The 21171-nt window shown below is 64.7% G+C and carries 21 protein-coding genes; 10 read left to right on the forward strand and 11 right to left on the reverse strand.

The features are described 5' to 3' along the window. Positions 1-2: 2 nt before the first annotated feature. Together RHODMAR_RS20790 and RHODMAR_RS20795 are read right to left on the reverse strand one after the other, a co-directional pair. Positions 3-902: a universal stress protein gene (locus RHODMAR_RS20790; RefSeq protein ID WP_008718499.1), complete on the reverse strand. Its 900-nt coding sequence runs from the start codon at positions 900-902 to the stop codon at positions 3-5. Next, positions 899-2341, reverse strand: coding sequence for an amino acid permease (locus tag RHODMAR_RS20795; protein ID WP_008718502.1), 1443 nt, complete (start codon positions 2339-2341; stop codon positions 899-901). Before RHODMAR_RS20795 ends, RHODMAR_RS20790 begins: the two co-directional genes overlap by 4 nt. A 174-nt stretch (positions 2342-2515) precedes the next feature. Here RHODMAR_RS20795 and RHODMAR_RS20800 point away from each other — a divergent pair, with 174 nt between their 5' ends. The 3 genes from RHODMAR_RS20800 (at position 2516) to RHODMAR_RS20810 (ending at position 5637) form a co-directional block, all read left to right on the forward strand. Next, positions 2516-3730, forward strand: coding sequence for a PucR family transcriptional regulator (locus tag RHODMAR_RS20800; RefSeq protein WP_008718503.1), 1215 nt, complete (start codon positions 2516-2518; stop codon positions 3728-3730). A gap of 212 nt (positions 3731-3942) precedes the next feature. Continuing rightward, positions 3943-5010 (forward strand): TerC family protein, encoded by a 1068-nt coding sequence (locus tag RHODMAR_RS20805; RefSeq protein ID WP_008718505.1) that lies wholly within the window; start codon positions 3943-3945, stop codon positions 5008-5010. 78 nt (positions 5011-5088) lie between these two features. Further along, entirely contained in the window at positions 5089-5637 is a 549-nt protein-coding gene (locus tag RHODMAR_RS20810; RefSeq protein ID WP_042940006.1) for a Dps family protein, read from the forward strand. 72 nt (positions 5638-5709) lie between these two features. On the opposite strand, the gene RHODMAR_RS20815 is transcribed toward RHODMAR_RS20810, so the two are convergent. Further along, on the reverse strand, positions 5710-6162 hold the full coding sequence (locus RHODMAR_RS20815; RefSeq protein ID WP_008718509.1) for a hypothetical protein: 453 nt from the start codon (positions 6160-6162) through the stop codon (positions 5710-5712). Between the two features lie 117 nt (positions 6163-6279). On the opposite strand from RHODMAR_RS20815, the gene RHODMAR_RS20820 reads away from it, so the two are divergent. Then, a complete protein-coding gene (locus RHODMAR_RS20820; RefSeq protein WP_008718510.1) occupies positions 6280-6477 on the forward strand; it encodes a CsbD family protein in 198 nt (65 codons plus the stop codon). Positions 6478-6566: 89 nt separating this feature from the next. On the opposite strand, the gene RHODMAR_RS20825 is transcribed toward RHODMAR_RS20820, so the two are convergent. Both RHODMAR_RS20825 and RHODMAR_RS20830 read right to left on the reverse strand, forming a co-directional pair. After that, a complete protein-coding gene (locus RHODMAR_RS20825) occupies positions 6567-7289 on the reverse strand; it encodes an EAL domain-containing protein (RefSeq protein WP_008718512.1) in 723 nt (240 codons plus the stop codon). Beyond that, the gene (locus tag RHODMAR_RS20830) at positions 7286-8542 is read right to left on the reverse strand and encodes a PucR family transcriptional regulator (RefSeq protein WP_157226158.1); all 1257 of its coding nucleotides are present in this window, start codon (positions 8540-8542) and stop codon (positions 7286-7288) included. The genes RHODMAR_RS20825 and RHODMAR_RS20830 overlap by 4 nt, the downstream gene beginning before the upstream one ends. 354 nt (positions 8543-8896) lie before the next feature. Here RHODMAR_RS20830 and RHODMAR_RS20835 point away from each other — a divergent pair, with 354 nt between their 5' ends. Continuing rightward, entirely contained in the window at positions 8897-10084 is a 1188-nt protein-coding gene (locus RHODMAR_RS20835; RefSeq protein ID WP_042939988.1) for an esterase/lipase family protein, read from the forward strand. Positions 10085-10158: 74 nt separating this feature from the next. Here RHODMAR_RS20835 and RHODMAR_RS20840 read toward each other — a convergent pair whose 3' ends face one another. From RHODMAR_RS20840 to RHODMAR_RS20855, 4 genes are read right to left on the reverse strand one after another with little or no spacing between them, the layout of a single operon-like run. Then, a complete protein-coding gene (locus RHODMAR_RS20840; protein WP_008718518.1) occupies positions 10159-10977 on the reverse strand; it encodes a glycosyltransferase family 2 protein in 819 nt (272 codons plus the stop codon). Further along, on the reverse strand, positions 10974-11978 hold the full coding sequence (locus RHODMAR_RS20845) for a glycosyltransferase (protein ID WP_008718520.1): 1005 nt from the start codon (positions 11976-11978) through the stop codon (positions 10974-10976). The genes RHODMAR_RS20840 and RHODMAR_RS20845 overlap by 4 nt, the downstream gene beginning before the upstream one ends. Continuing rightward, positions 11975-13084, reverse strand: coding sequence for a glycosyltransferase (locus tag RHODMAR_RS20850; RefSeq protein ID WP_008718522.1), 1110 nt, complete (start codon positions 13082-13084; stop codon positions 11975-11977). The genes RHODMAR_RS20845 and RHODMAR_RS20850 overlap by 4 nt, the downstream gene beginning before the upstream one ends. Further along, a complete protein-coding gene (locus RHODMAR_RS20855; RefSeq protein WP_042939989.1) occupies positions 13081-14166 on the reverse strand; it encodes a glycosyltransferase in 1086 nt (361 codons plus the stop codon). The genes RHODMAR_RS20850 and RHODMAR_RS20855 overlap by 4 nt, the downstream gene beginning before the upstream one ends. Positions 14167-14295: 129 nt before the next feature. On the opposite strand from RHODMAR_RS20855, the gene RHODMAR_RS20860 reads away from it, so the two are divergent. From RHODMAR_RS20860 to RHODMAR_RS20875, 4 genes are all read left to right on the forward strand, one after another. Continuing rightward, entirely contained in the window at positions 14296-15276 is a 981-nt protein-coding gene (locus RHODMAR_RS20860; protein ID WP_008718526.1) for a WcbI family polysaccharide biosynthesis putative acetyltransferase, read from the forward strand. After that, on the forward strand, positions 15273-17594 hold the full coding sequence (locus tag RHODMAR_RS29190) for a glycosyltransferase (RefSeq protein ID WP_008718528.1): 2322 nt from the start codon (positions 15273-15275) through the stop codon (positions 17592-17594). The genes RHODMAR_RS20860 and RHODMAR_RS29190 overlap by 4 nt, the downstream gene beginning before the upstream one ends. Before the next feature lie 105 nt (positions 17595-17699). Then, complete coding sequence (locus tag RHODMAR_RS20870) at positions 17700-17930, forward strand: hypothetical protein (RefSeq protein WP_086000278.1); 231 nt, start codon at positions 17700-17702, stop codon at positions 17928-17930. 98 nt (positions 17931-18028) lie between these two features. Continuing rightward, positions 18029-18796, forward strand: a complete 768-nt coding sequence (locus RHODMAR_RS20875; RefSeq protein WP_008718534.1) for a CDP-alcohol phosphatidyltransferase family protein — start codon at positions 18029-18031, stop codon at positions 18794-18796. Here the strand turns inward: RHODMAR_RS20875 and RHODMAR_RS20880 are convergent. Then, complete coding sequence (locus RHODMAR_RS20880; RefSeq protein ID WP_051048210.1) at positions 18744-19580, reverse strand: YihY/virulence factor BrkB family protein; 837 nt, start codon at positions 19578-19580, stop codon at positions 18744-18746. The two genes, RHODMAR_RS20875 and RHODMAR_RS20880, sit on opposite strands and share 53 nt — an antisense overlap. A gap of 33 nt (positions 19581-19613) precedes the next feature. Next, on the reverse strand, positions 19614-20006 hold the full coding sequence (locus RHODMAR_RS20885) for an OsmC family protein (RefSeq protein WP_008718537.1): 393 nt from the start codon (positions 20004-20006) through the stop codon (positions 19614-19616). A gap of 209 nt (positions 20007-20215) precedes the next feature. On the opposite strand from RHODMAR_RS20885, the gene RHODMAR_RS20890 reads away from it, so the two are divergent. After that, positions 20216-21169, forward strand: coding sequence for a hypothetical protein (locus RHODMAR_RS20890; protein WP_008718540.1), 954 nt, complete (start codon positions 20216-20218; stop codon positions 21167-21169). The last annotated feature ends 2 nt before the right edge of the window (positions 21170-21171 follow it).

Here is a 21171-nt window from a genome sequence, read left to right on the forward strand (position 1 = left end):
AGTCACCGCCGCGGCAACACCAGGATCGGGACCGGTGAATGACGAATGATCTTGGTTGCCCGTGAGCCGAGGAACACGCGAGCAATCGGTCCCAGTGGTCCGGACGATCCGATGGTCAGCACCTCGCCGTCCTGCCACTGCAGTTCGTCGAGGGCTTCGCGCCAACTACCGGCCGAGGCCAGTTCGGTCGTCACCTGATCTGCCGATAGTCCCACCGCCACTGCGTCGTCCACCGCGGCGGTGAGTGCCTCGCTCAGCCCTCGAGAAAGCTCGGCGGCCACGTCGTCCTCTGCGCGTAGTCCCACTTCGGGTGGATACATCGACGCCCCGCGGACGACGAACGACGCCAGCCTCAGCGGAATTCCCGCATCCCGGGCCAGCTCCGCAGTCGGCCCCACCACACGCGAGGCCTCACTGTCACCGGAGAACGCAACCGTGATCCGCGTCAGGGTCGCCCGTTCGCGCACGCGGTAACCGCGAGGTGCCAGGGCCACGGTCACCGGCGAGGAGTGCAGAAGTTTGTCTGCTGTCGACCCCACGACGACCTGTCCGAGTGCGCCGTCGCCCGATGACCCGAGTACCAGCACCGATGCCGACAGGCTCTGTGCGGCTTCCGTCAACGCCGTCGACACCGAGCGGTGGGCCAGGCGGTGGAACGACGCGGCGATGTCGGGTGCCCGATCCTCGAGGTAGTGCCGCGCCTTCGCCTCCGACTCGGCTGCCGTGGCCGCAGCCCAGTCCGCGAACTCGGCATCGACGCGTGCCATCGACGGCGTCGACCACGGCTTGGGCACCACCGTCGCGACGTCGATCGTCGTTCCCGACGACCTTGCCAATTGCGCCCCGAGATCGAGTGCGCCCACACTTCCCTTTCCCGGCGCGAAGGCGATCAGAGTGCTCATCGCGCATCCTTTGCGACCGATCGGAGCGCCGAATGATGCCGACCCCACAGAAAGTAGAACGCGAGAACCACTGCGAGCCAGAGCCCGAACCAGAACCACGTCGTCCACCGCAGGCCGGAGAGGATGTACACACAGGCCAGGACCGACAGCACCGGCGTCACCGGATATCCCGGTACCTTGAACGGCCGTTCGAGGTTCGGCATGGTCCGACGAAGCACCATCACCCCGATCGCCACGACGATGAACGCGACGAGGGTGCCGATCGACACCAGATCGGCCAGCTTGTCCAGAGGAACGAACGCAGCGAGAATCGAGATTATCACTGCAACGACGATCGTATTGTTCACCGGGGTGTGAGTACGGGGACTGACCTTGGCGAAGGCTTTGGGCAACATGCCGTCTCGCCCCATCGCGAAGAGAATACGAGTCTGCCCGTACATCGTCACCAGCGTCACCGAGAAGATCGAGATCACTGCTCCCGCGGCGAGGATCGTTGCGGGCCAGGCCCGCCCGGTGACGTTGCGCAGGATCTCGGCCAACCCGGCTTCCTCCTGGCCCGCGAAGGCGGTCCACGGTTGGGTGCCGAGAGCGGCCACCGCAACCACGAGGTAGAAGACGATGACGACGATCAGCGCAGCAATGATGGCTCGCGGCATGGTCTTCTGCGGATTTTTCACCTCGTCGCCTGCGGTGGACACCGCATCGAGACCGATGAACGAGAAGAAGATGGTCCCTGCGGCAGCAGTGACACCTGCCGTTCCCAGCGGCATGAAATCGGAGAAATTGCCCGAGTCGAAGGCACTGAATCCGACGATGGCGAACAGCGCCAATACACCGAGTTTGATGACGACCATGACTGCGTTGACGGCCGCGGATTCGCTGGCACCGCGAATGAGCAACAGAGCGCACAGCACTATCAGCACGACGGCGGGCAGATTCATGACGCCAGGGTCGGAGTCGCCGGGCGCAGCGGACAGCGCGTGCGGGATGGTGAAGCCGAAGAGGTTGTTCAGCAGTTCGTTGAGGTAACCGCTCCACCCGACGGCAACGGCAGCGCTCGACACTCCGTACTCGAGCAGCAGGCAGGCCGCGACTCCCATCGCGACCACCTCGCCCATCGTCACGTAGGCGTAGGAATAGGTCGAGCCCGATACCGGCACCGCCGAGGCCATTTCGGCGTAACAGATAGCGGCGAGACCGGCCGCGATACCCGCCGCCAGGAACGAAAGCACCACTGCAGGACCGGCTTCGGGGACCGCCAGCGACAGCACGAAGAAGATACCGGTGCCGATGGTGGCACCGACACCGAACATGGTCAGCTGGAACGTGCCGATGGTCCGTTCCAGTCCGCCGTCCGCTTGCTGGTCGGGATCGGTGATCGGCTTCTTGCGGAGCAGCTGTGCTCTCAGGCCCGATGCGGGTCTGCTCGACGAGGTCATGTAACCGACTCCCAACGTGGAGACGAACGTGCGGATCGGCTGATTGTGCTCCCAGGTAGCGCCTCTCGCACATCGAACACGCCACGAAATGCGCCGATAGAGGCAGAGAAAGTTTCAGGACCGGCGTTGCGGTGCCTACCATTGACCTTCAGTCGGATGGGAGATACGAGAGAGATGGCCACACAGCGGGACGCGGGACCGCTCGACGCAGTCGCTGCGCTGGCTGCGTCGGACGCCGGCGGACTCGACGCCACCCTCCTGGGCAGCTTTCTGGACGTTCTCACCGATGCAGTGGATGCAGGCGTCCCGTTGAGCCGCAAGCAACTACGCGAATTTCGCGCGCAGGGCGACGCCGCGGCCCGCGCAGGCGTGGCACTGCGCGCCCTGCTCGACCTGTATCTGAGCTCCGCGTGGCGGCTGTGGCGAGAGCTGCCCGCGGTGAAGGCGGCCGCCGAGAATCCCGCCGGTGTCGTCACAGCAGGCGAGGTCATGCTGCGTGCCGTCGACGACGCGGTGGCCGAACTGGCCGAGGGCTATCAGCTCGCCCGACGCACCCTTGTGCGCGTCGAGGTGCTTGCCCGGCGTGAATTCGTCGACGATCTGCTCTCGGGTACCGCCGATCTCGCAGGCGTACTCGGGCGAGCCCGGACATTCGGACTCGACCTGTCGAGTCCGCACACGGTGGCCGTGGTGACGTCGACCAAGCCCTTCACCGATGCCAGCTCTGCTATCGGCCTCGTCGAACGCAGCGTGCAGGGCAGCAAGGGTGATGCCGAATTGCTCGTCGCAACCAAGCAGGACCGGTTGGTCCTGGTGTTCCCGGCACCCGATCGCGAGGCCGTCGACCACGTGCTCACTCGGGCCGGGCGTGCCCTGGGAATGTCCCCGCGCGGTCCGAGTGGATCGGTGGACCTCCGGCGGAAGGGTGAGTACGGGCGGGCGCAGATCGGCGTCGGCCGCGCCCGCAGTGGAGCGGTCGGGGTGGCGGCGTCCTACCGAGAGGCGCTCGACGCACTCGAACTGGCCTCTGTGCTCGGGCTCGATACACCCATGGTCGATGCCCGTGATCTGCTCGTCTACCGAGTTCTGATCAGTGATCGCGCCGCCATCGCCGATCTGATCGACACACTGCTGACCCCGCTGCTCGCTGCCCGCGGTGGTCCGGGCCCACTGATGCAGACATTGCAGGTGTACTTCGACACCGGCGCGAATTCCGCGTCCACCGCCAGACGAATGCACCTGTCCGTGCGAGCAGTCACGTACAGGTTGTCGCGAATAAAGGATCTGACCGGCCAGGATGTGAGCAATCCCGTCGAGGCATTCGCGCTGCACACGGCGGTGCTCGGCGCAACGCTGCTCGACTGGCCGAACAACCGCCGACCGACCTAGCCTTCGTCGGCGCAGTCGAATTGCCGTAACCCGGCAATCGAATCAGACGAAACATATCCGCAAAACGACCATGCCTGCAGGAAACCGAACAGCCACACTGGAGTAATCGCGGTCGAACCGCACGATCGGACAGACGAGAACGTAAGGAGCGTGTGCCAGATGGCATCGACGCAGAAGCTCGGCAGCACATTCACGAGTGAGGGGGCCCGTTCATGAGTGTCCCGTGGTGGGCATGGGCGGCATTCGGTGCCGTCGTCCTGATCCTCTTGGCAATCGACCTACTGGCGCACCGCGGTGCGCACATCATCGGCTTCAAGGAGGCCGCCTGGTGGAGTGCCCTCTGGGTCGGCGTGGCGATCGTCTTCGGCATCGTCGTGTTCTTCACGCTGGGCACCACGGCCGGCGTCGAATACACCACGGCTTGGCTGCTGGAGAAGAGTCTGTCGGTCGACAATCTCTTCGTCTTCGCGTTGATCTTCGGCTACTTCAAGGTTCCCCGTGAGTACCAGCACCGGGTGCTGTTCTTCGGTGTGATCGGTGCCCTCGTGTTCCGGGCGATCTTCCTGGCCGCAGGCGTGGCCATCGTCAGCAAGTTCGCTGCAGTTCTGTTCGTCTTCGCGGCCATCCTGCTCTACAGCGCATGGAAGCTGATGAAAGACGAGGAAGAGTCGTACGACCCGAGCACCTCGATCGCGGTTCGACTGCTCCGCAAGATCGTGCCCGTCCGTGACGAGTACGCCGGCACCAAGTTCTTCGTCAAGGAAGCCGGCAAGCGCGTGGCCACGCCACTGCTCGCCGTCGTGGTGGCGATCGAGGCCGCCGACCTGGTGTTCGCGGTGGACAGCGTCCCTGCGGTTCTGGCGGTGACCGATGACCCGTTCATCGTCTACTCCTCGAACGCGTTCGCCATCCTCGGCCTGCGTGCCCTGTACTTCCTGCTCGCAGGGCTGCTGGAGAAGTTCCACTACCTGTCCAAGGGACTGGCGATCATCCTCGCGTTCATCGGTGTGAAGCTGATTCTGCAGGCCGGACACAAGGTGATCAGCACCTCGATCCCCGAGATTCCGTCGTTGGTCAGCCTGGTCGTCATCATCGCGGTTCTGGCAGGATCGATCGTCCTGAGCCTGAAGAACCCCCCGAAGGAAGACGACACTGCCGACGTGATCGAGGAGGTGGCTGCCGACAGCCCGATCGTCGACCCGACCGACGGAACGTCCTCGGCCGGCACTTCGCCCGGCGGAACGTCGGGTAGGGAGACACCGAGACTCGACGAGTCCTGACCCGTCGTCACTCGTGCCCCGCCGATTCGGTTCGGCGGGGCATGTTTGTGTTCGGAAGGGTTGGGGCAAACCATGAACATGGCTGAAAAGAACTCGTACACCGTTCCCGGACTCACCTCGGAAAAGGGCGCACGCGTCGCCGCGATTCTGCAGGATCGTCTCAACGCATTCAACGATCTCCACCTGACGCTCAAGCACATCCACTGGAACGTCGTCGGGCCGAATTTCATCTCGGTTCACGAGATGCTCGATCCGCAGGTCGAAGCGGTTCGCGGATTTGCGGACGACGTTGCCGAGCGCATCGCGACGCTGGGCTCGTCGGCCAAGGGCACACCAGGGACCATCGTTTCCGAACGCACCTGGGACGACTACTCGATCGGCCGCGCAACTGCGATCGAACACCTCGGCGCTCTCGACCTGGTCTACACCGGCGTCATCGAGACCACCCGCAAGAACATCGCGGAGGTCGGCGATATCGACCCCATCACCGAGGACATGCTCATCGGTCAGAGCGCTCAGCTCGAGCTTTTCCACTGGTTCGTCCGTGCGCACCTGGAGAACTCCGGCGGCCAGCTGTCCACCGCGCACGCCGACAGCGAGATCGACGCAGCGTCGCAGGCAGGCTGAAAAATCACGCCCCGAGCACCGACCCCGCCGCTACCGGCGCGGGTCGGTGCTTTTTCAGATGTACGACCAGCGTCAATCGGACGGTCGCGCTTCGTGCCCGCTACGGCCATGGGTTCGACGGCGCTCCTTCATTTCGGCTTCGAAAACGTGGCGACGGCCCTCCAGCAACTCGTCCCGAACAGCCCGATCGTGCTCGCGCAGTGGACTCCAGTATCCGTCGTCGAATTCCTCGACGAGCTGGAACGTCCAGCGCCCGGGCGCGATGTTTCTGCCGATCATGTCGTCGTCGATTCGCTGCGCGATCGCCTCGTGGCCCGCTTCGGCCAAGGCCTCGACGGCTTCTCCGAGCAAGAGGTCGGAGTGCCCCATCAATTGGTGGAACGAATAGAGGTGGCCTCGGGCACGCTCGACGCATTCGAGCGCCTCGGACAGCTTCCCCGTGGCGGCCACGGTTGCATCATCCACACCGCTCGGACGCTGATGTGCGGGCGAGGGCGTCTGCTGTGCACTGATCTCTGAATTCATGGCCGACGCTTACCCGGATCACACCCGAACAACCCGACCAGGCATCGATGATTACTGCTTTCGTTCCCGGGTATAGCTTCTGCGGAAGGATAGAACAATCGATCTCGAGGAGTGCACATGGCTGATTTCATCGACAAGGCAAAGCACAAGGCTGAAGAGCTCATGGGCAACGCCAAGGAAACTGCCGGCGAGAAGACCGACAACGACGACCTTGCTGCCGAAGGCGCGAAGGATCAGGCGTCGGGCAAGACCAAGCAGGTCGGCGACGACATCTCCGATACCGCAGGCGACATCAAGGACAAGTTCACGAACTGAACGGATCGATCGGTCTGTCAGGACCCCGTACCCAGGCTCATCGGCCTTCGAAGGGTGCGGGGTTCTTCGTTTCCACAACTCGTCTGTCGTCAGATGCTGGGCAGTGGCATCGGGCGACCGAACAGCCACCCTTGCCCCAGGGTTGCGCCGAGCGCTATCGCTCGACGAAGGTGCCGGCGGTTCTCGATCCCTTCGGCCAGCAGGACTGCATCGCTCGTTCGCACATATGCTTGCACTTGCCGCATCGCGGCGCGCGACCGGAACGGTGACCGCACAATCGATGCGTCGAGTTTGACGATGTCCGGCGCGACCGCAGCCAGCAACTCCAGTGTTGCCGGCGTAGCCCCGACATCGTCCATGGCCACCGCCAGTCCGCGGGCGCGAGCACCTCGAACCAGAGCCATCAACAGCGGTACGTTGCGGTCGAGGTCACGCTCGGTTATCTCGAGCACGACGTCCAGATCGTCACCGATCGCGTCGAGGTGCGCGTCGACATCCTGTTCGTCGACGAAGCAGCCCGGTTCGATGTTGAGAAAGAACCGCACCCGATGCGAGTACGCGCGCTCGCGGGCTGCCCGCAGCGCAGCCGCCCTGCATGCGACATCGACGCGGCCCACCATTCCGCGCTCACGGGCCAGGGCGAACACGTCCTCGGGAAGCGCCAGGCTCGGAGAAGGCCACCTGGCCAGAGCCTCGTATCCGACGACGGTCCCGGTGGACAGCTCGACAACGGGTTGAAACATCGCAGCGACGGACTCGACCGAGTCGAGCGCTGCCGATGCTGCCAGCACAGCACCGTTCGGAACCGTCATAGTTGTCGCTCGTCCACCGTGACTCGACGTGCTTCGAGGCGGTCGGCGATCAGCGCAGCGTGAAGACGGCGAAGTCCGGACGGCTTCATCGGATCGAGTCCGGTGAGCTGTTCCACCCGCTTGAGCCGGTAATCGACGGTATTGGGGTGCACCGTCAGCCAGGTGGCAGTCTTCTTTCGGTTGGAATCCGAGTCGACGAACGCGTGCAGCGTCGGCAGCAGATCGACCGAGTCGCGCAGCGGATCGATCAAGGTCACGAGGTGCTTGCGACCCAGGCCCGGCCTGCTCACCTGGTACTCGAACACCAGATCCGACATCCGATACAGACCCGGCGCGTACCGCAGCCGGCGAACGAGACCGAGCAGTTCGTACAGGTGCGGTGCGGTGACGGCGATGTCGTCGGCCGCAGCGGACCCGGTTGTCGCCGTCACCGGAACCTGACCGGCCTCCGCGAGCCGCTCGACGAGCTCGCCGACGTCGGTGCCTGCGACGTCGGGCAGCAGAACGGTTCCACCGTTGGTGCTCATCGACGCGATCGGGGCACCCTCTCCGTCGTACGTCGCCAGCGCCGCGTGAATCCGTCGCAGCTTTCTTGCCGCCATCATAGCTGTGTCGCCGCGCCTGCCGCCTTCGTCGGTATGCGCCGGAAAGTGCAGGGCGACAACGTGATAATCCTCAGCAAGCAGCGCTCCCATACGATCAGCGATCTTGCGAGCCGTCCCGTCACCGGTGAGCAGCGCATCGAGCAGTTCCGCATCGTGCCGGGGACCGTTCTGAGTCAGGGTGCGAAATTCTGCAAGGTAGGCATCGGACACTGCTTCGGTGACGACGTCGAGGAGCTCCATGACAAGGATGGTGCCGTCGACCACCGGACTGCTCGCACTCTCCTCGACCACGCGCGACCCACTGCGCAATCCCAGTGCGCAGCCCTCGTTGATCGCGTGCTGGATCCGCCCGAGCGGAACGCCGTCGCGGGCCCAACGGGTGGCCGCGTCGCGAAAGATGTCCATGGCACCCGCTACGGGTAGCCGACCGGAATCGAGGACTCCTGCCGCCAGTTCGCAGCAGGTCGTCGTCATGTCGTCGAGCTCACCACGGGCACAATCACGCGGCGGTGGAGTGTCCTCGGGTTCAGCTATGTACTGATCCAACATCCGCGCTGCCGTCTCCCGCGGCGTCCGCAGACGGTCCGAGGCTCGGCGCCCACCGACGTAATCCTCTTGCGGCACATGCACGCTTTCAGTCGCGGTCACCAAAACCCACCCCTCGAACTCGAAACCTGCAACAGGTCTGTGTCAACTTCGGTCGATGCCCGCACGCTGCAGCACCGACCATGTCCGTCGCTCGACTGCACCCAGCACCGATCCGATGACGGATGAGCAGCCTCACGAATACTAGGCCAAAAATCAAACCCAAGGATTGTTTTCGCCAATCTATCCGGCAGTCCGTTCGGAAATCGGGCGGATCCCGTCAGTTGTGATCCCATCTCACAAATGACGCATCGGTTACCGGCAGATTCCAAACGCCATGCCAGTGAGCATGATTCGACGAAACGGAGGCCTACTGTTCCGACTTGTCCAAGCAACCCTCGTCGAAAGTCAGGCTCAATGACCACTACTCGGTCCACCTTCCGCACAACGAGGAAGGCCACCACGGTGCGCGCTGCGATGATTGCGGCAATGGCGTGCTCTCTTGCCCTCGGTTCCGGTGTTGCGGCACAGGCCCAGCCCGCTACCGCTCCCGCTCCGCCCGCCACCGTGCAGGGAGACGAAGTCATCCCGCCCGAACCGACCGAGGCGACACCCAAGGCTGCCGACCAGGGCATCGTTCCGCCGAGCATCGACTCCGCTACCCCCGCGACCAGCACCTACGATCCGCAGACCGAGACCAAGGGATACGGGCCGGCGTTCACGAACTTCCTGGCCGGCTTCCTCTACAGCGTCGTCAACCCCGACGTAGCGCCGCAGGGTGCCAACGACTGGAACTGCAAGCCGTCCGCGGCGCATCCGCGTCCGGTGGTTCTGCTGCACGGTACCTGGGAGAACGCCTTCAACAACTTCGCGCGCATGTCGCCTTCTCTGAAAAAGGAGGGCTACTGCGTCTTCGCGTTGAACTACGGTGACCAGGACGCGAGCGCGGTCGGTCACCTCAAGTCGCTGCGCGGCACGGCCTCCGTCGCCTCGAGCGCCAAGGAGATCGCCACCTACGTCGACGCAGTCCGGGCCGCCACCGGCTCCGCCCAGGTCGATATCGTCGGCCACTCGCAGGGTGGACTCGTCACCCGTCAGTACCTACGTTTCGAGGGCGGTGCCAACCTGGCCGACCCCACGCAGAACAAGGTGAACACCGTCGTCAGCGTCGCCGGCTCCAACCACGGCACGACTCTCGTCGGAATCGGCACCCTGGGTCGCACCATCAACAACCTGGGTCTGAACGTGCTCGGCGTCGTCGGTGCCATCGCCGGGCCGGCCGCCTCGGATCAGGTCATCGACTCACCGCTGGTCAAGGGATTGGCTGTGGGCGGTGACACCGACCCCGGCATCAACTACACCGTGATCGGCACCAAGTACGACGAGGTCGTCACTCCGTACAAGACGACGTTTCTCACCGCGGGCCCCGGTGCCACGGTCAAGAACGTCACCCTGCAGGACGGCTGCCCGATCGACCTGTCGGACCACCTGTCCATTTCGGTCTCGCTGCGTGCCATCGGAATCGTGAAGAATGCACTGGATCCGAAGGGCTTCTCCACGAAGTCGATCCCATGTGCATACAACTCGCCCATCACCGGCGGATAATCAACTCGCGCAGCTCTACCCAGTGCGGGCGATCGGCCGGACGGCCGATCGCCCGCACTGCTGCGCGCATCGATTCATCCGGCAGTGCGGCGAATCCCGATGGCGTCGAACTCGACGAGCCCGCGGGCTGCGAAGGCGTCGAGCCAGCCGATCATCGGCCACCGTCCCCATCGATCGAAGAACGTTCGGGCATTGAGCACGATGTCGTCGAGGTGCTCGACCGGAGGATCGGACACCGGATGGAACTGGTGATAGGCGTGCGCCCCGCCCACCCACCGCAACCCCATTCCCGACGCCTCCGCGGTAGCAGCGAAATCGGTGTCCTCGCCGCCGTAACCGGTGTAGTCCTCACAGAAACCACCGAGTTCGCGCCAGGTTGCGCTGTCGACCGCGAAAGACAGAGACCAGAACAGGTCGAAGTTGTCGCCGTGCTCGACGGCACCGACGGGCGGATTCGGGCGCGCTGGATGCGGCGCGGTCAGTGAGGCCAGCGCCGCGGTATCAGTGGCGACGTCTTCCTTCAAATAGGTCACCGGGCCGCAGAGCAAGGACCGTTCGTTACCGGGTGTTGTTGCAGCGCCGCGGTATCGCTCGATCAACTCCGCGCCTGGGATGCAGTCGACGTCGAGAAACACGAGCAATTCGGCACCGCGAGCGACGGCCGCCGCCGCGCCGAGGTTGCGCGCCCGTGCCAGCGGCAGCGTGTTGTTCGCAGGCATCTCGATACACGTGGCAGAAGAACCGCAGCGGGCGAGGACGCCGGCAATAGCCGTGTCGCCCATGGATACGACAATGTGCTCGACCGGTGCCACGGTGGAGCTCTGCAGGCCGCGTACCTGCGCGACCAGGTGCTCGTGGCGACCCGACACCACGGTGACGAGGACGATCTTCACTTCCGGCTCCGCCTGGTTGCCGCCTGCTCGATGGCCTGTGCCGCTCGCGCGGGTGCGCCGTCGGTGTGCAGCATCGACCACCCGTCGCCCCCCAGATCGAGAGCTCGGTCCGCAGCAGCGCACCACTGTGCGACGGACGGCCACGCGTCGAGTACTTCGGCGATCGAGCAGTCCGCCAATGCCTTACCCGTCGCGCGCTGCTCGCCGAAGGGCCGAGCCTGCGGCACGACGATGGCGGGTACGCCGGACGCGGCCACGTCGGCGACGGCATTCTGCCCGGCATGGGTGATTACGAGTGCCGCCGAGCACAACAGCGGCCAGACGTCGTCCACCCAACCGCCGCCGGCGACCCCGAGTGCGCGAAACTCGAAGCGGGCGTCCACCGCCGACCAGGAAGCCACCAGATCCCGGTTCAGCGACGTACCGCCTGCCGCACCCAGAATCACGACAGTCCGATCCCTGGGCACCGACGTTCGCTCGCGACCGGCGAATCGGCTGATCGAGCCCGAGTACGTCGTCTTGTCGGCATGGGGGTGCAACCAGACCGGGTCGTAGACCTGTTGTGACCACGGCGCGACGATGTGCGTCGCCGCCCGATAGGCGATGCTGTGGATCGGATCCTCTCGCTCCCCCGGTACGGCCATGACGATGACCCGAACACCCATGAGACGCAGAAACATCGCCACTTCCACCGATACGTCGACCACGACCGCCGACGGGTTCTCGCGAGCCACCCACTCCGCGATCAATGCCATCCGCTCGGTCAGGCCGTCCACGTCGTGCGGGGCCCAGTGCAGCACACCTCCCGCCGAACTGTCCTGTGCGAGAGCGTCCGTGGACTCGTCCACATCGAGCGGCAGTGAGAGCCACTCGGTCGCCGCATGCCCTGCCGGTCGACTACGCGAGGACAGCACGGTCACCGACTGCGCCATCGAGCGCGCGATGGCGTCGGCGCGGGTGATGTGCCCGACCCCTTGGTGGTGCGCGTAGTAGCCGATCATGCGATCGCGAGCCGATCGTCGATCGAGTCGACGGCCGGGGCAAGCGTCGAGCGATACAGCTCCTCGTACTCGTCGACCATTCGATCCATCGAGCACACGTCTTCGGCTCGCGCCCGGACATCACGTCTGTTCAGAGCGGCCGCCTGCGGGATTGCCGCGGCGAGGCCCTGCACATCGTCGGCCGGGACGAGAACTCCCGAGGACGCGTCGACGATCTCCGGAATACCGCCTCTGGCGAACGCGGCAACGGGGGTGCCGCACGCCAACGCTTCCGCAACCACAAGACCGTACGGCTCGGACCACACCGGCGAGACCAGCGCGACCTCGGCACCGGCCACCAACGCCGCCAACGCGGGCTGATCGAGGTGCCCGACGTAGCGAATATCGTCGTCCAGCAGCGGTTCGACGGCGGTGTGGAAGTAGTCGAGGTTGCTCAGTGGGCCCGCGATGCGCAGCGTGCGTCCTGCGTGCTTCGCGGCGGCGATGGCCAGGTGCAATCCCTTTTCCGGGACCACCCTCCCCGACCACACCAGGTAGTCACCGCCGGTGCCGAAGGGCCACTCCTCCAACGAAATCCCGTTGCGAATGACGACGGTCCCGGCAGTCACATCGGCCCATTGCGAGGCAGCGAACTCACTGACCGCAGCGAAGGTATTGACACCTGGAGGGGCCAGGGCCACGGCCGACTCCAACCACGCGAACGGCGGCGTGTGCAGGGTCGTCACCATCGGCACCGACAGCGTGGACGACATCGCCAGCGGCAGGTAGTGCAAGCTGTGGTTGTGGACGATGTCGAACGACTCCGACAGTGTCCCGGCCAGTTCCATCATGATCGCCAGATACGCGTGATGTTCGCGAATGGCGACCGGTGTGATCGCGACGTCGGCGATGGATATCGGGGTCAGGTCCAGTGTCCTCACCGGCAACAGCGTGGCGTCCAGATCGATACTCGATCCCGGTGCTGCGAACAGACTCACCTGATGCCCACGCTCGGTGAGCGCCCGCACCAGGTTGTAGACATGTGCCTCCAGACCGCCCGCGAAAGGCTGCGCCACCGGAAAACTCGACGATGCCAGCACCGCGATGCGAAGTGGATTCTCGTTCAACGCATCTCCTCTGTCACTGCCGAATAGATTGCTGCATGGGTGTGCGCTATTCGCTGCCTTTGCTCCGCGCGGACAGCAGGATCGAGAGCGGGCGCGCGATGGGTGTGTGATGCCCGAACGGCAGCGACGAGGGTGTCTGCATCGAACGAATCGAGTCCCATTCGGAAGCTGTGCACCGAGGCCTGGTCTGCATGGAAACCGCAATCCGATACCACCACGGACGTTCCGAGATCGCGGCACGCTTCGAGCCAGCCCGAGTGGGTGCCGAATCGATACGGCAGCACCGAGACGTCGATCTCGCAGAGATAATCCCACAGTTCGTCGTCGTCGAAACGGCGGTGCACTCGCACATCGACATCAGGAAAAGCGTTGTAGTTCAATAATTTTGCCCCGATTGTCGGGTTGTACCAATGACTGGTGTACTCGAAGACGTCCTCGTCGATATCCAATCGAACCGTCGCGTCGGGCAGCGATCTCGCGCTCTCGACCACCGCATCCATCACTGCCAACGGGTCGATGTTGGCCCGCAAATTCTTGGCGTGCACGCCGATCACGAACGAGTCCGACGGCGAACGTGCACGGTTCATTCGTTCGAGCGGCACGACATGCGGATGCTCCACCACCGTCGTCCGCACCCCCCAACGATCGTGGATCCAGCCGGCCGCGCCTGTGGTCAAGGTGATCACGGCATCGGCACCGCGCACCAGAACGTCCAGTTGCCGCAGGTGAACGCTGTCGTCCGCGAAATGCGGATTGTGCAGATCGTGCACGGTCAGAACCAGCGGCTGACGGTGGGCACGCAGATGGGCGACGGTACGCGCCAGCTCCTCGGGATCGAACGATTCGAATCCGAAGTGGACGTGCAGGACGTCGAAGTCGACATCGGTCTGTTCGGAGAGCCATTGGGCATCGAGCAATCGCGGCGGCCACCACTGCCCTGGTACATCCACGCGGACCGGGGAAGGATCGGGCAGCAACGTGAACGATCCACGGGTGGACCCCGCTGCGTCGGTACTGCCGAACACGGTCTGCAGATGCTGCACGTAGACGTGCGAAGACGGAACCGATGCCACGCGAATCATGATGTCCTTCGGGTGTGAGCTGGTGAATCGTGCCTGTTCCCGACACGCGACAAGTCTCCAGTACCCACTTGCCGCGGGCTTCAATCCGGGTTGGCGCAGCGGGTCTGCCGGGGCTACGTTGACGAGAGAATGGACCAACACGAACCAATTCACGACGCCGGGGCACGCATGGACGGTCACACCCGCCACTACGGCGATTTCTACGCGCTGACAGACCTCGATCGTTCCGCCGCGACGGACGACCACAGGCCACTACTTCTCGTGTGGGGAAATTGTCAGGCAGAGGCATTGCGCATCCTGCTCGCTTCGGATCCGACCATGCCCCTGAGGACAGTGCGTGTGCCGCCCGTTCACGAACTCGACGCCTCGGACCTACGCCATGTCGGCCGGCTCCTCGATCGGACATCGGTGCTTCTCACCCAACCGGTTCGGGCCGGCTATCGTTCACTACCGCTCGGGGTTCCGGACCTCGTCGAGGCACTGCCCCCCGACGCAACTGTCGTGCGATGGCCAGTGCTCAGGTATGCGGGGCTGCACCCTTTTCAGGTCATCGTCAGACACCCGAGCGACCCCGCGGCCGTCCCGGACATGGTGCCCTACCACGATTTACGCACGATAATCGCAGCTCGGCTCGGACTCGACGAAGCCGAACCCTGGGACCGGACGGTCTCGAACGACGGCCTACGACGCGCAGCCGAGGCGAGCCTCGACGAGCTACGTCGACGCGAGAGCCGAGACACCGACATCGCTGTATCCGACCTGTTCGCGGACGCCGAGCACAACGCGACCCACACGATCAACCACCCGACGAATGTGGTGCTCACTGCTCTGGCCCAGCGGATACTCGACCACCTCGATACCGGCTGCATCGTCCGGGATCCGGGTCGCGAGTTGCTCGGTGGTGTCCGGGCTCCCGTCGAGCGGCGAGTGCTCGACGCTCTCGGCTTCGACGGTGATGCACGGACGGACTGGTCGGTGAACGGCACCGCGTACTCACCGGACTCGGTCCACCGTGCTCACTTACATTGGTACGCAGCCCATCCCGAGTTCGTCGATGCCGCGCTGGTCCGGCACGCCGAACTGGTTCGCATTCTGGAGCTGTTGCCGTGACGCACCCGGTGCACCACCTCGTCACGGGCCCACCCGAGCACGGCGTCGTTCGCTGCGCGCGCGAGTTGGCCGCCGCGACTGCCAGTCCGATGATCTCCGACTTGCAGGAGCTCCCCTCCGATGTTCCCGTTCACATACATTTCACCGACCGGCTCTTCGGCCGAACCGCGGACGAGGCCGCTGACGCATTCGTCTCAGCGGCGACACGGCACCGAGCTCCGATCACCGTCACGCTGCACGACATCCCGCAGCCATCGGACGGACGTGCATTCGACGTGCGGAAGGATTGCTACCGACGGGTGATCGACTGCGCCTCTGCGGTCGTCGTATCCAGCATGCACGAGCGGCTGCTACTCGATGACGTACCGCACCGTCGTGTCGACGTTCGCGTCATCCCGCTCCCGATCGACCGCGCCACGCCGCCCCCAGGACAGCGCGGCACCGTGCTCAGCGCCGTCGGCGTGCTGGGTTTCGTGTACCCGGGCAAGGGGCACGAGGAGGTACTCGCGGCCATGAGGTCTCTGGATACCGCTGTCGACCTCCTCTCGATCGGATCCGCATCGCCGGGCCACGAGACCATGATCGACGAACTTGCTTGTACTGCAAAGACACTCGGCCGCTCGTTCGATTCGACCGGTTTCGTTCCCGATGCCGATCTCGACGAGCTACTTCGGTCGATCGCAATACCGGTCGCATTTCACCGTCACCTGTCGGCATCCGGTTCGATCAACTCCTGGATCGCGGCAGGCCGCAGACCGCTCGTCCCGCGCGGTCGGTACGTGGAGGAGATCGAGGCGAATTCTCCGGGGACACTCTGGATTCACGAGAACTCCGTCGACGGCCTCGCTGCGGCGATGACCGACGCGATGCGTCGTCCCGACAAGACCTGGCAGCGGCCGGGCGTCGTTCCCTATCCGACGCTTCACCAGGCAGCCGCTCTGTACCGCGCACTGTTTCGCGAGCAGCGTCCCTCGAGCGCGCAGGAGCTACCCGACGGCCGCTGGGTGGTACCGGGCAATCGGTGGGACTCGGCGCCGGCCGTCGACCGGGCCCCGTTGGTGTCGGTGGTGATTCCGTACTTCGAGCAGCAACGCCGGTTGGCGTTCGTTCTGACGGCGCTGACCGTGCAAACGTATCCGGCCGCTCGTATTCAAGTGATCGTGGCCGACGACGGGTCCCCCGAACCGCCGAACGTCGATGCCTTTCGTTCGATGCTCGACGTCACTGTCGTACGGCAGCCCGATCTCGGCTTTCGTGCGGCGGCCGCGCGCAATCTCGGCGCGTCGGTCGCGGTGGGTGAGATTCTCTGTTTTCTCGACGCGGATACCGTTCCCGAGCCCGGATACGTCGCGGAATCGGCTCGGCTGATCTCTGCCGTCCCCGACGCCCTCGCCGTGGGGCGCCGACGACACGCCGATCTGGACGGCTGGTCCGGCGAGGACGTTCGAGAGTGGCTCGTCGGACGATCGGCCGGACCGCCGGAATTGCCGGAGCCGCAGTGGCTCCGGGACGGGTACGCGGACTCCCGTGATTTGCTCGACGCCGATCGACGGTCATACCGGTACATCATCAGTGCCGTCATGTCGTGCACTCGTGAACTCTTCACGGAGATCGGCGGATTCGACGAGAGCATCGTCGGATACGGCGGAGAGGACTGGGATTTCGCGCACCGCGCCTACGACGCCGGCGCGGTGCTGGCGCACCTGCCCCGCGCAATCGCCTGGCACGACGGGCCGGACTGGGCCGAGCGGACGGGCGGAGACCGCGAACGAAAGAACCTGGAGGCCATGATGCTGGCCTCGCGCATCACGGACCCGGCCGCGCGCACCCACGGTCTGGTCTACGCCGTACCCGAGATCGTGGCCTTCGTCGATTCCGCGGGACACACCTCGGCTTCTCTACTTCGAACGGTTGGATCTGTCCTGCGCGAACGTGATTGCGCGGTGTGGATTCACGGCCCCGCCGCAGCCGAGTTACGGCGGCCGTGGGGGGACATCGATCCGCGGGTGAACGAGGGGCAGCCGAGCGATACCGGGCGAAGCCACGCCGTCGTGCACGTCCGCGGCCCGGTGTTGTTCGGCGAGCAGTCTCTTCGCCGAATGCTTGCCAGCGGGGCCGACCGAATGACAGTGGACGTCGGCGGTACGGGAGTCGTCGAGTTCTGTAGTTCACGGTCGAGTGCGCGTGCGGCGCGGTGGGCACCGATCCTCGGGCACGCACCGCAGGAATTGGCGGAGTCGTTGTTCGGTTGTTCGCATCGCACGGGTGTCGAATTCGGGTTGTCGATCGGCGAGCAGCAGCCGCACCTGGCCTGGTAACGGGTAATACCGTGTCGGAACAGAGCGAACCATTCAGTGAAGATCGTTGAGGAAAGAACATGTCAGAGCTGGTCGGGACGACGTGAACAGCAAGGTCGGGTAGAGATGAACAGAACGCTGTATTCGATGATCTGCATGATGGCGATCATCGCCTTCGTTGCATTGTTATGGGGCACAGTCGGTTACGTCTATGCCGAAGCGCATCCGCTGCGCCGCGCGGCGTTCGTAGGTGGCGGCGTACTGATCTCGGGATGGTTGATCGTGCTCGCGGCCGTGAGCATCAAGATCGCTCGGTTGAAGGCACGCAGGCGAGAGAGCAACTCCGACACCGATTGAGACTGCCTGCGACGGGTACTCGGAATGGAAGTCTCGACCACACCGCGTGTTCGGTTGATCGTCGGGTCTCCAGTATCGGTGCCGAGCAAGGATCGTCGATGGTCAATCAACGCAGTGCGTCCAGTCAGGGCAATGCGTCCAGTCAGGGCAATGCGTCCAGTCAGGGCAATGCGTCCAGTCGGCTGGACGCTCCGGTTCGCCCGGCGACCCGCGCCGAATACATGTCGACGTGGTCGACGCTGCACAACGACATCGATCCGTCCTCGTCGACGCTGGTCAGGTGGTGGCTCAGAGCGGTCTACGCGCTGAGTGCTCCGCTGGTCCGAGCATCCGTGTCCGCCCATGCCGTCACCTGCACCGCCGTCGTCGTAGCCGGGGCGGCGGTCGCGCTGTCTCGGCCCGGCACCTCGGCACCGCTGCTCGCGGCCGTGCTCATCGCCCTCTCCGGCCTGCTCGACAGTATCGACGGCGGCGTCGCGATGATCGGCCGTTCCCAATCTCAGTGGGGTTATCTGCTCGATACCGTCGCGGATCGCTGCAGCGACCTGCTGCTGCTGGCGAGCGGGTTCGCGCTGGGAGCCCCGATGCCTCTCGTCGTCGCTGTCGGGGTGACGACATTGCTGCACGAGATGGCCCGAGCCCGGGCAGTGGGTGCGGGCATCCCCGACGTCGGCTTTCTGACGGTGTGGGAGCGTCCTTCTCGGGTGATCGCTGCAGCGGTCACGGCAACGGTTGCCGGTGCCGCTCCGGCGAGTGCCGGTACTTCGGCGACCATCGGTATTTCCGTGACGTGCACACTTGCCGTTCTCGGCTTCACCCAGTTGATGTTCGGGTTGCATCGTCGGGCCGATCGAGCTCCGCGGTGACCAGCCAGCCGGCGAGTGCCAACACATGAAATACGAACATCCACAGCATGATTGCCACACCCCCGCCGATAGCAGTGAGGCCGCCGAACGGCGCACCCAGATCCACCGGTATGGCCAGGAAGAGGATGAACCCGTGTACGAAACCGGTGACTATGGACGAGGTGACCAGTGATCCGACCGTCAACGCCCGCCACCCGACAGCGCGCGGCGCGATCACCCGATACGTCCATGCCAGGGGGATCGCCAAGATCAGCCACAGGCAATTGAAGCCGAGGAACACGCGCACCGCCATGGCACCGACGCCGCCGCCACCGGTCGTTGCTTCGAGAAGCCGCGCAACGGCCAGCACACCTGCCAGCAGTATCGGTGCGGCCGCGAAGAACGGCACCATCGCCAATCGGCCGCGCCAGCCGGTGAAGGATTCCCGCGTCGGAGAGAACCGCACGATTGCCCTGCGTAGTCCTTCCCCGTAGAACGTTGCCGGAAAGATCGAGATCAGGACCCCGAGCGGACCGAGTTCGATTCCGGCGGTAGCCAAACCGTTCACCGCAGCCCGCGCGTCCAACGCATCGGGTAGCAGAGCCGACACGGCATCGAATCCGGCACGCACCCATTCCGCCGATCCCAGCAGAGCAGTGGCGCGAATGGTGAGCAGGAGCAGTGGCACGACGGCGATGACGGCGTAGAAGGTGAGGCCACCCGCGATCAACGTGGTGTCCTCGCGGGCAAAGCCGGCTCTGATCGCGTCGAGCCCCCTACCCGCCCGGGTACGAATCGTCGTCACGTGGGAAATGTGCCACACGACGCCGATACGGCGTCATTCAAGGGTCACGTCCACACCGTCGATGACCTTCAAGAACGGGCAGATCGACGTAGCTTGTGCCAGTACCGCTTCGGGGTTGTCCGTGCCGGGCAGCGAAACCGAGAGCGCGAACGACGCGTCGTAACCGGATTCGTCCGAGTCGGTGAGAACGACGATGCCTTTCACTGCCATCTCATCGGTGCTGCCGCCGACCGTTCCCAGCGCGATACGCAGAGACTCGACCAGGCAACTCGACAGAGCGGCGGCCATCAACTGCTCGGGGTTGGTGGCATTCCCCGGCCCTCCGAGCGGCTCGGGTTCGCGTACTTCGAGCGAAAGGCCCCCATCGTCGGAGGTCACTCCCGTTGCGGTGGCAGAGACTGTTGCTGTGTAGAGCGCGGTGTTCATCGGTCTCGGATGTCCACTCGGCGGTCGGTCGAAACCGACGCATCTGGACGGCTCACGAACACAACCGACCGGTACGTGTCGCTGTTCACACATCCGCGACTCCTGTTTGATCGAACCTACCGACGGGTAATGACCGAACAGGGCCGAGTATGACGCTGTGACCCACAAGCATCGGCCGTAAGAAATCGACCACCACCGGAAGGGGCACCATGAGCACGAACACGTTGATCGCCCAGTTGCGCGTAGCGCTGCAGCTGACGAACACCGAGATCCAGATCGCGGAAACCCGCGTCGTTCAGGCGCGCACCGAGGCGGTTCGTAGGGAATTGACCCAGAACGCCGCGAACGGCCGCGACCGCGCTGTCGCCATCGAGGAGGCACTTCGCCATCTCGGCGGATTGCCCGATGTCATCGCGCCGTTCCTGGGACGCACGCTCGCGGCAGTGAAGTCGGTTGCCGAGCAGGCGCAGCCGTTCGACGAAGCCCTGCTGGGCGATCTCGCACTCGAGCAGCAGCTGCTGGGCCGCGCCAAGTACATCAAGGCACTGGCGACCGCAGCGAACGAACCGACCGTGGTCGCTCTGGCAACTCGGCTGTCCACGGCGCATGCTGCCACAGTCGACTGGCTCGAGACCGTGCTCGCAGAAGACGCTCTGGGCGGACCCGCGGCACTGCGCCGCACCCCGTTCCAGGCTGCCGCGGGTACAGCGGTGAAGATCGTCAACGCTCCGGCCAACTGGTCTGCGCGTGGTCTCGACCGGGCACTCGACGCTGCTCGCGGCACGCCGGACCGGCTCAGCGCCTTGCTCGGTCGCGGCGCACACGCCGGAGACGTGGCAGTCAAAACGCTGGCGGCAAGCCGCGACGCAGCTCTCGAGGCAGCCGAGGACTTCACCCGCAGCGAGGGAGTCGACTCGGTGGCCGACGCAATTCACACCGCCCGCTCCGCCGGCGGAATTCTCGACGCCGACGAGCTGCCGATTGCAGATTACGACGACCTCAACGTCTCGGACGCCGTCGCAGCTATCAAGGACCTCACGAATCCGTCCGACGTTCGCACCGTCGTGACCTACGAGGAGGCACACAAGAACCGCCATGGAGTCGTGTCCGCAGGACAGACTCGCGTGGCAGCGATCGCCAAGGACGTCATCTCCGTCGATTGATG

Origin of the sequence: Rhodococcus sp. AW25M09 (assembly GCF_000333955.1) — a bacterium.
Classification (GTDB): domain Bacteria; phylum Actinomycetota; class Actinomycetes; order Mycobacteriales; family Mycobacteriaceae; genus Rhodococcoides.

What these genes read in the sequence shown, in the direction of transcription:
- RHODMAR_RS20790 (WP_008718499.1), bottom strand. Translation starts at nt 902, where the DNA reads ATGAGCACTCTGATCGCCTTCGCGCCGGGAAAGGGAAGTGTGGGCGCA.
- RHODMAR_RS20795 (WP_008718502.1), bottom strand. Translation starts at nt 2,341, where the DNA reads ATGACCTCGTCGAGCAGACCCGCATCGGGCCTGAGAGCACAGCTGCTC.
- RHODMAR_RS20800 (WP_008718503.1), top strand. Translation starts at nt 2,516, where the DNA reads ATGGCCACACAGCGGGACGCGGGACCGCTCGACGCAGTCGCTGCGCTG.
- RHODMAR_RS20805 (WP_008718505.1), top strand. Translation starts at nt 3,943, where the DNA reads ATGAGTGTCCCGTGGTGGGCATGGGCGGCATTCGGTGCCGTCGTCCTG.
- RHODMAR_RS20810 (WP_042940006.1), top strand. Translation starts at nt 5,089, where the DNA reads ATGGCTGAAAAGAACTCGTACACCGTTCCCGGACTCACCTCGGAAAAG.
- RHODMAR_RS20815 (WP_008718509.1), bottom strand. Translation starts at nt 6,162, where the DNA reads ATGAATTCAGAGATCAGTGCACAGCAGACGCCCTCGCCCGCACATCAG.
- RHODMAR_RS20820 (WP_008718510.1), top strand. Translation starts at nt 6,280, where the DNA reads ATGGCTGATTTCATCGACAAGGCAAAGCACAAGGCTGAAGAGCTCATG.
- RHODMAR_RS20825 (WP_008718512.1), bottom strand. Translation starts at nt 7,289, where the DNA reads ATGACGGTTCCGAACGGTGCTGTGCTGGCAGCATCGGCAGCGCTCGAC.
- RHODMAR_RS20835 (WP_042939988.1), top strand. Translation starts at nt 8,897, where the DNA reads ATGACCACTACTCGGTCCACCTTCCGCACAACGAGGAAGGCCACCACG.
- RHODMAR_RS20845 (WP_008718520.1), bottom strand. Translation starts at nt 11,978, where the DNA reads ATGATCGGCTACTACGCGCACCACCAAGGGGTCGGGCACATCACCCGC.
- RHODMAR_RS20855 (WP_042939989.1), bottom strand. Translation starts at nt 14,166, where the DNA reads ATGATTCGCGTGGCATCGGTTCCGTCTTCGCACGTCTACGTGCAGCAT.
- RHODMAR_RS20860 (WP_008718526.1), top strand. Translation starts at nt 14,296, where the DNA reads ATGGACCAACACGAACCAATTCACGACGCCGGGGCACGCATGGACGGT.
- RHODMAR_RS20870 (WP_086000278.1), top strand. Translation starts at nt 17,700, where the DNA reads ATGAACAGAACGCTGTATTCGATGATCTGCATGATGGCGATCATCGCC.
- RHODMAR_RS20875 (WP_008718534.1), top strand. Translation starts at nt 18,029, where the DNA reads ATGGTCAATCAACGCAGTGCGTCCAGTCAGGGCAATGCGTCCAGTCAG.
- RHODMAR_RS20885 (WP_008718537.1), bottom strand. Translation starts at nt 20,006, where the DNA reads ATGAACACCGCGCTCTACACAGCAACAGTCTCTGCCACCGCAACGGGA.
- RHODMAR_RS20890 (WP_008718540.1), top strand. Translation starts at nt 20,216, where the DNA reads ATGAGCACGAACACGTTGATCGCCCAGTTGCGCGTAGCGCTGCAGCTG.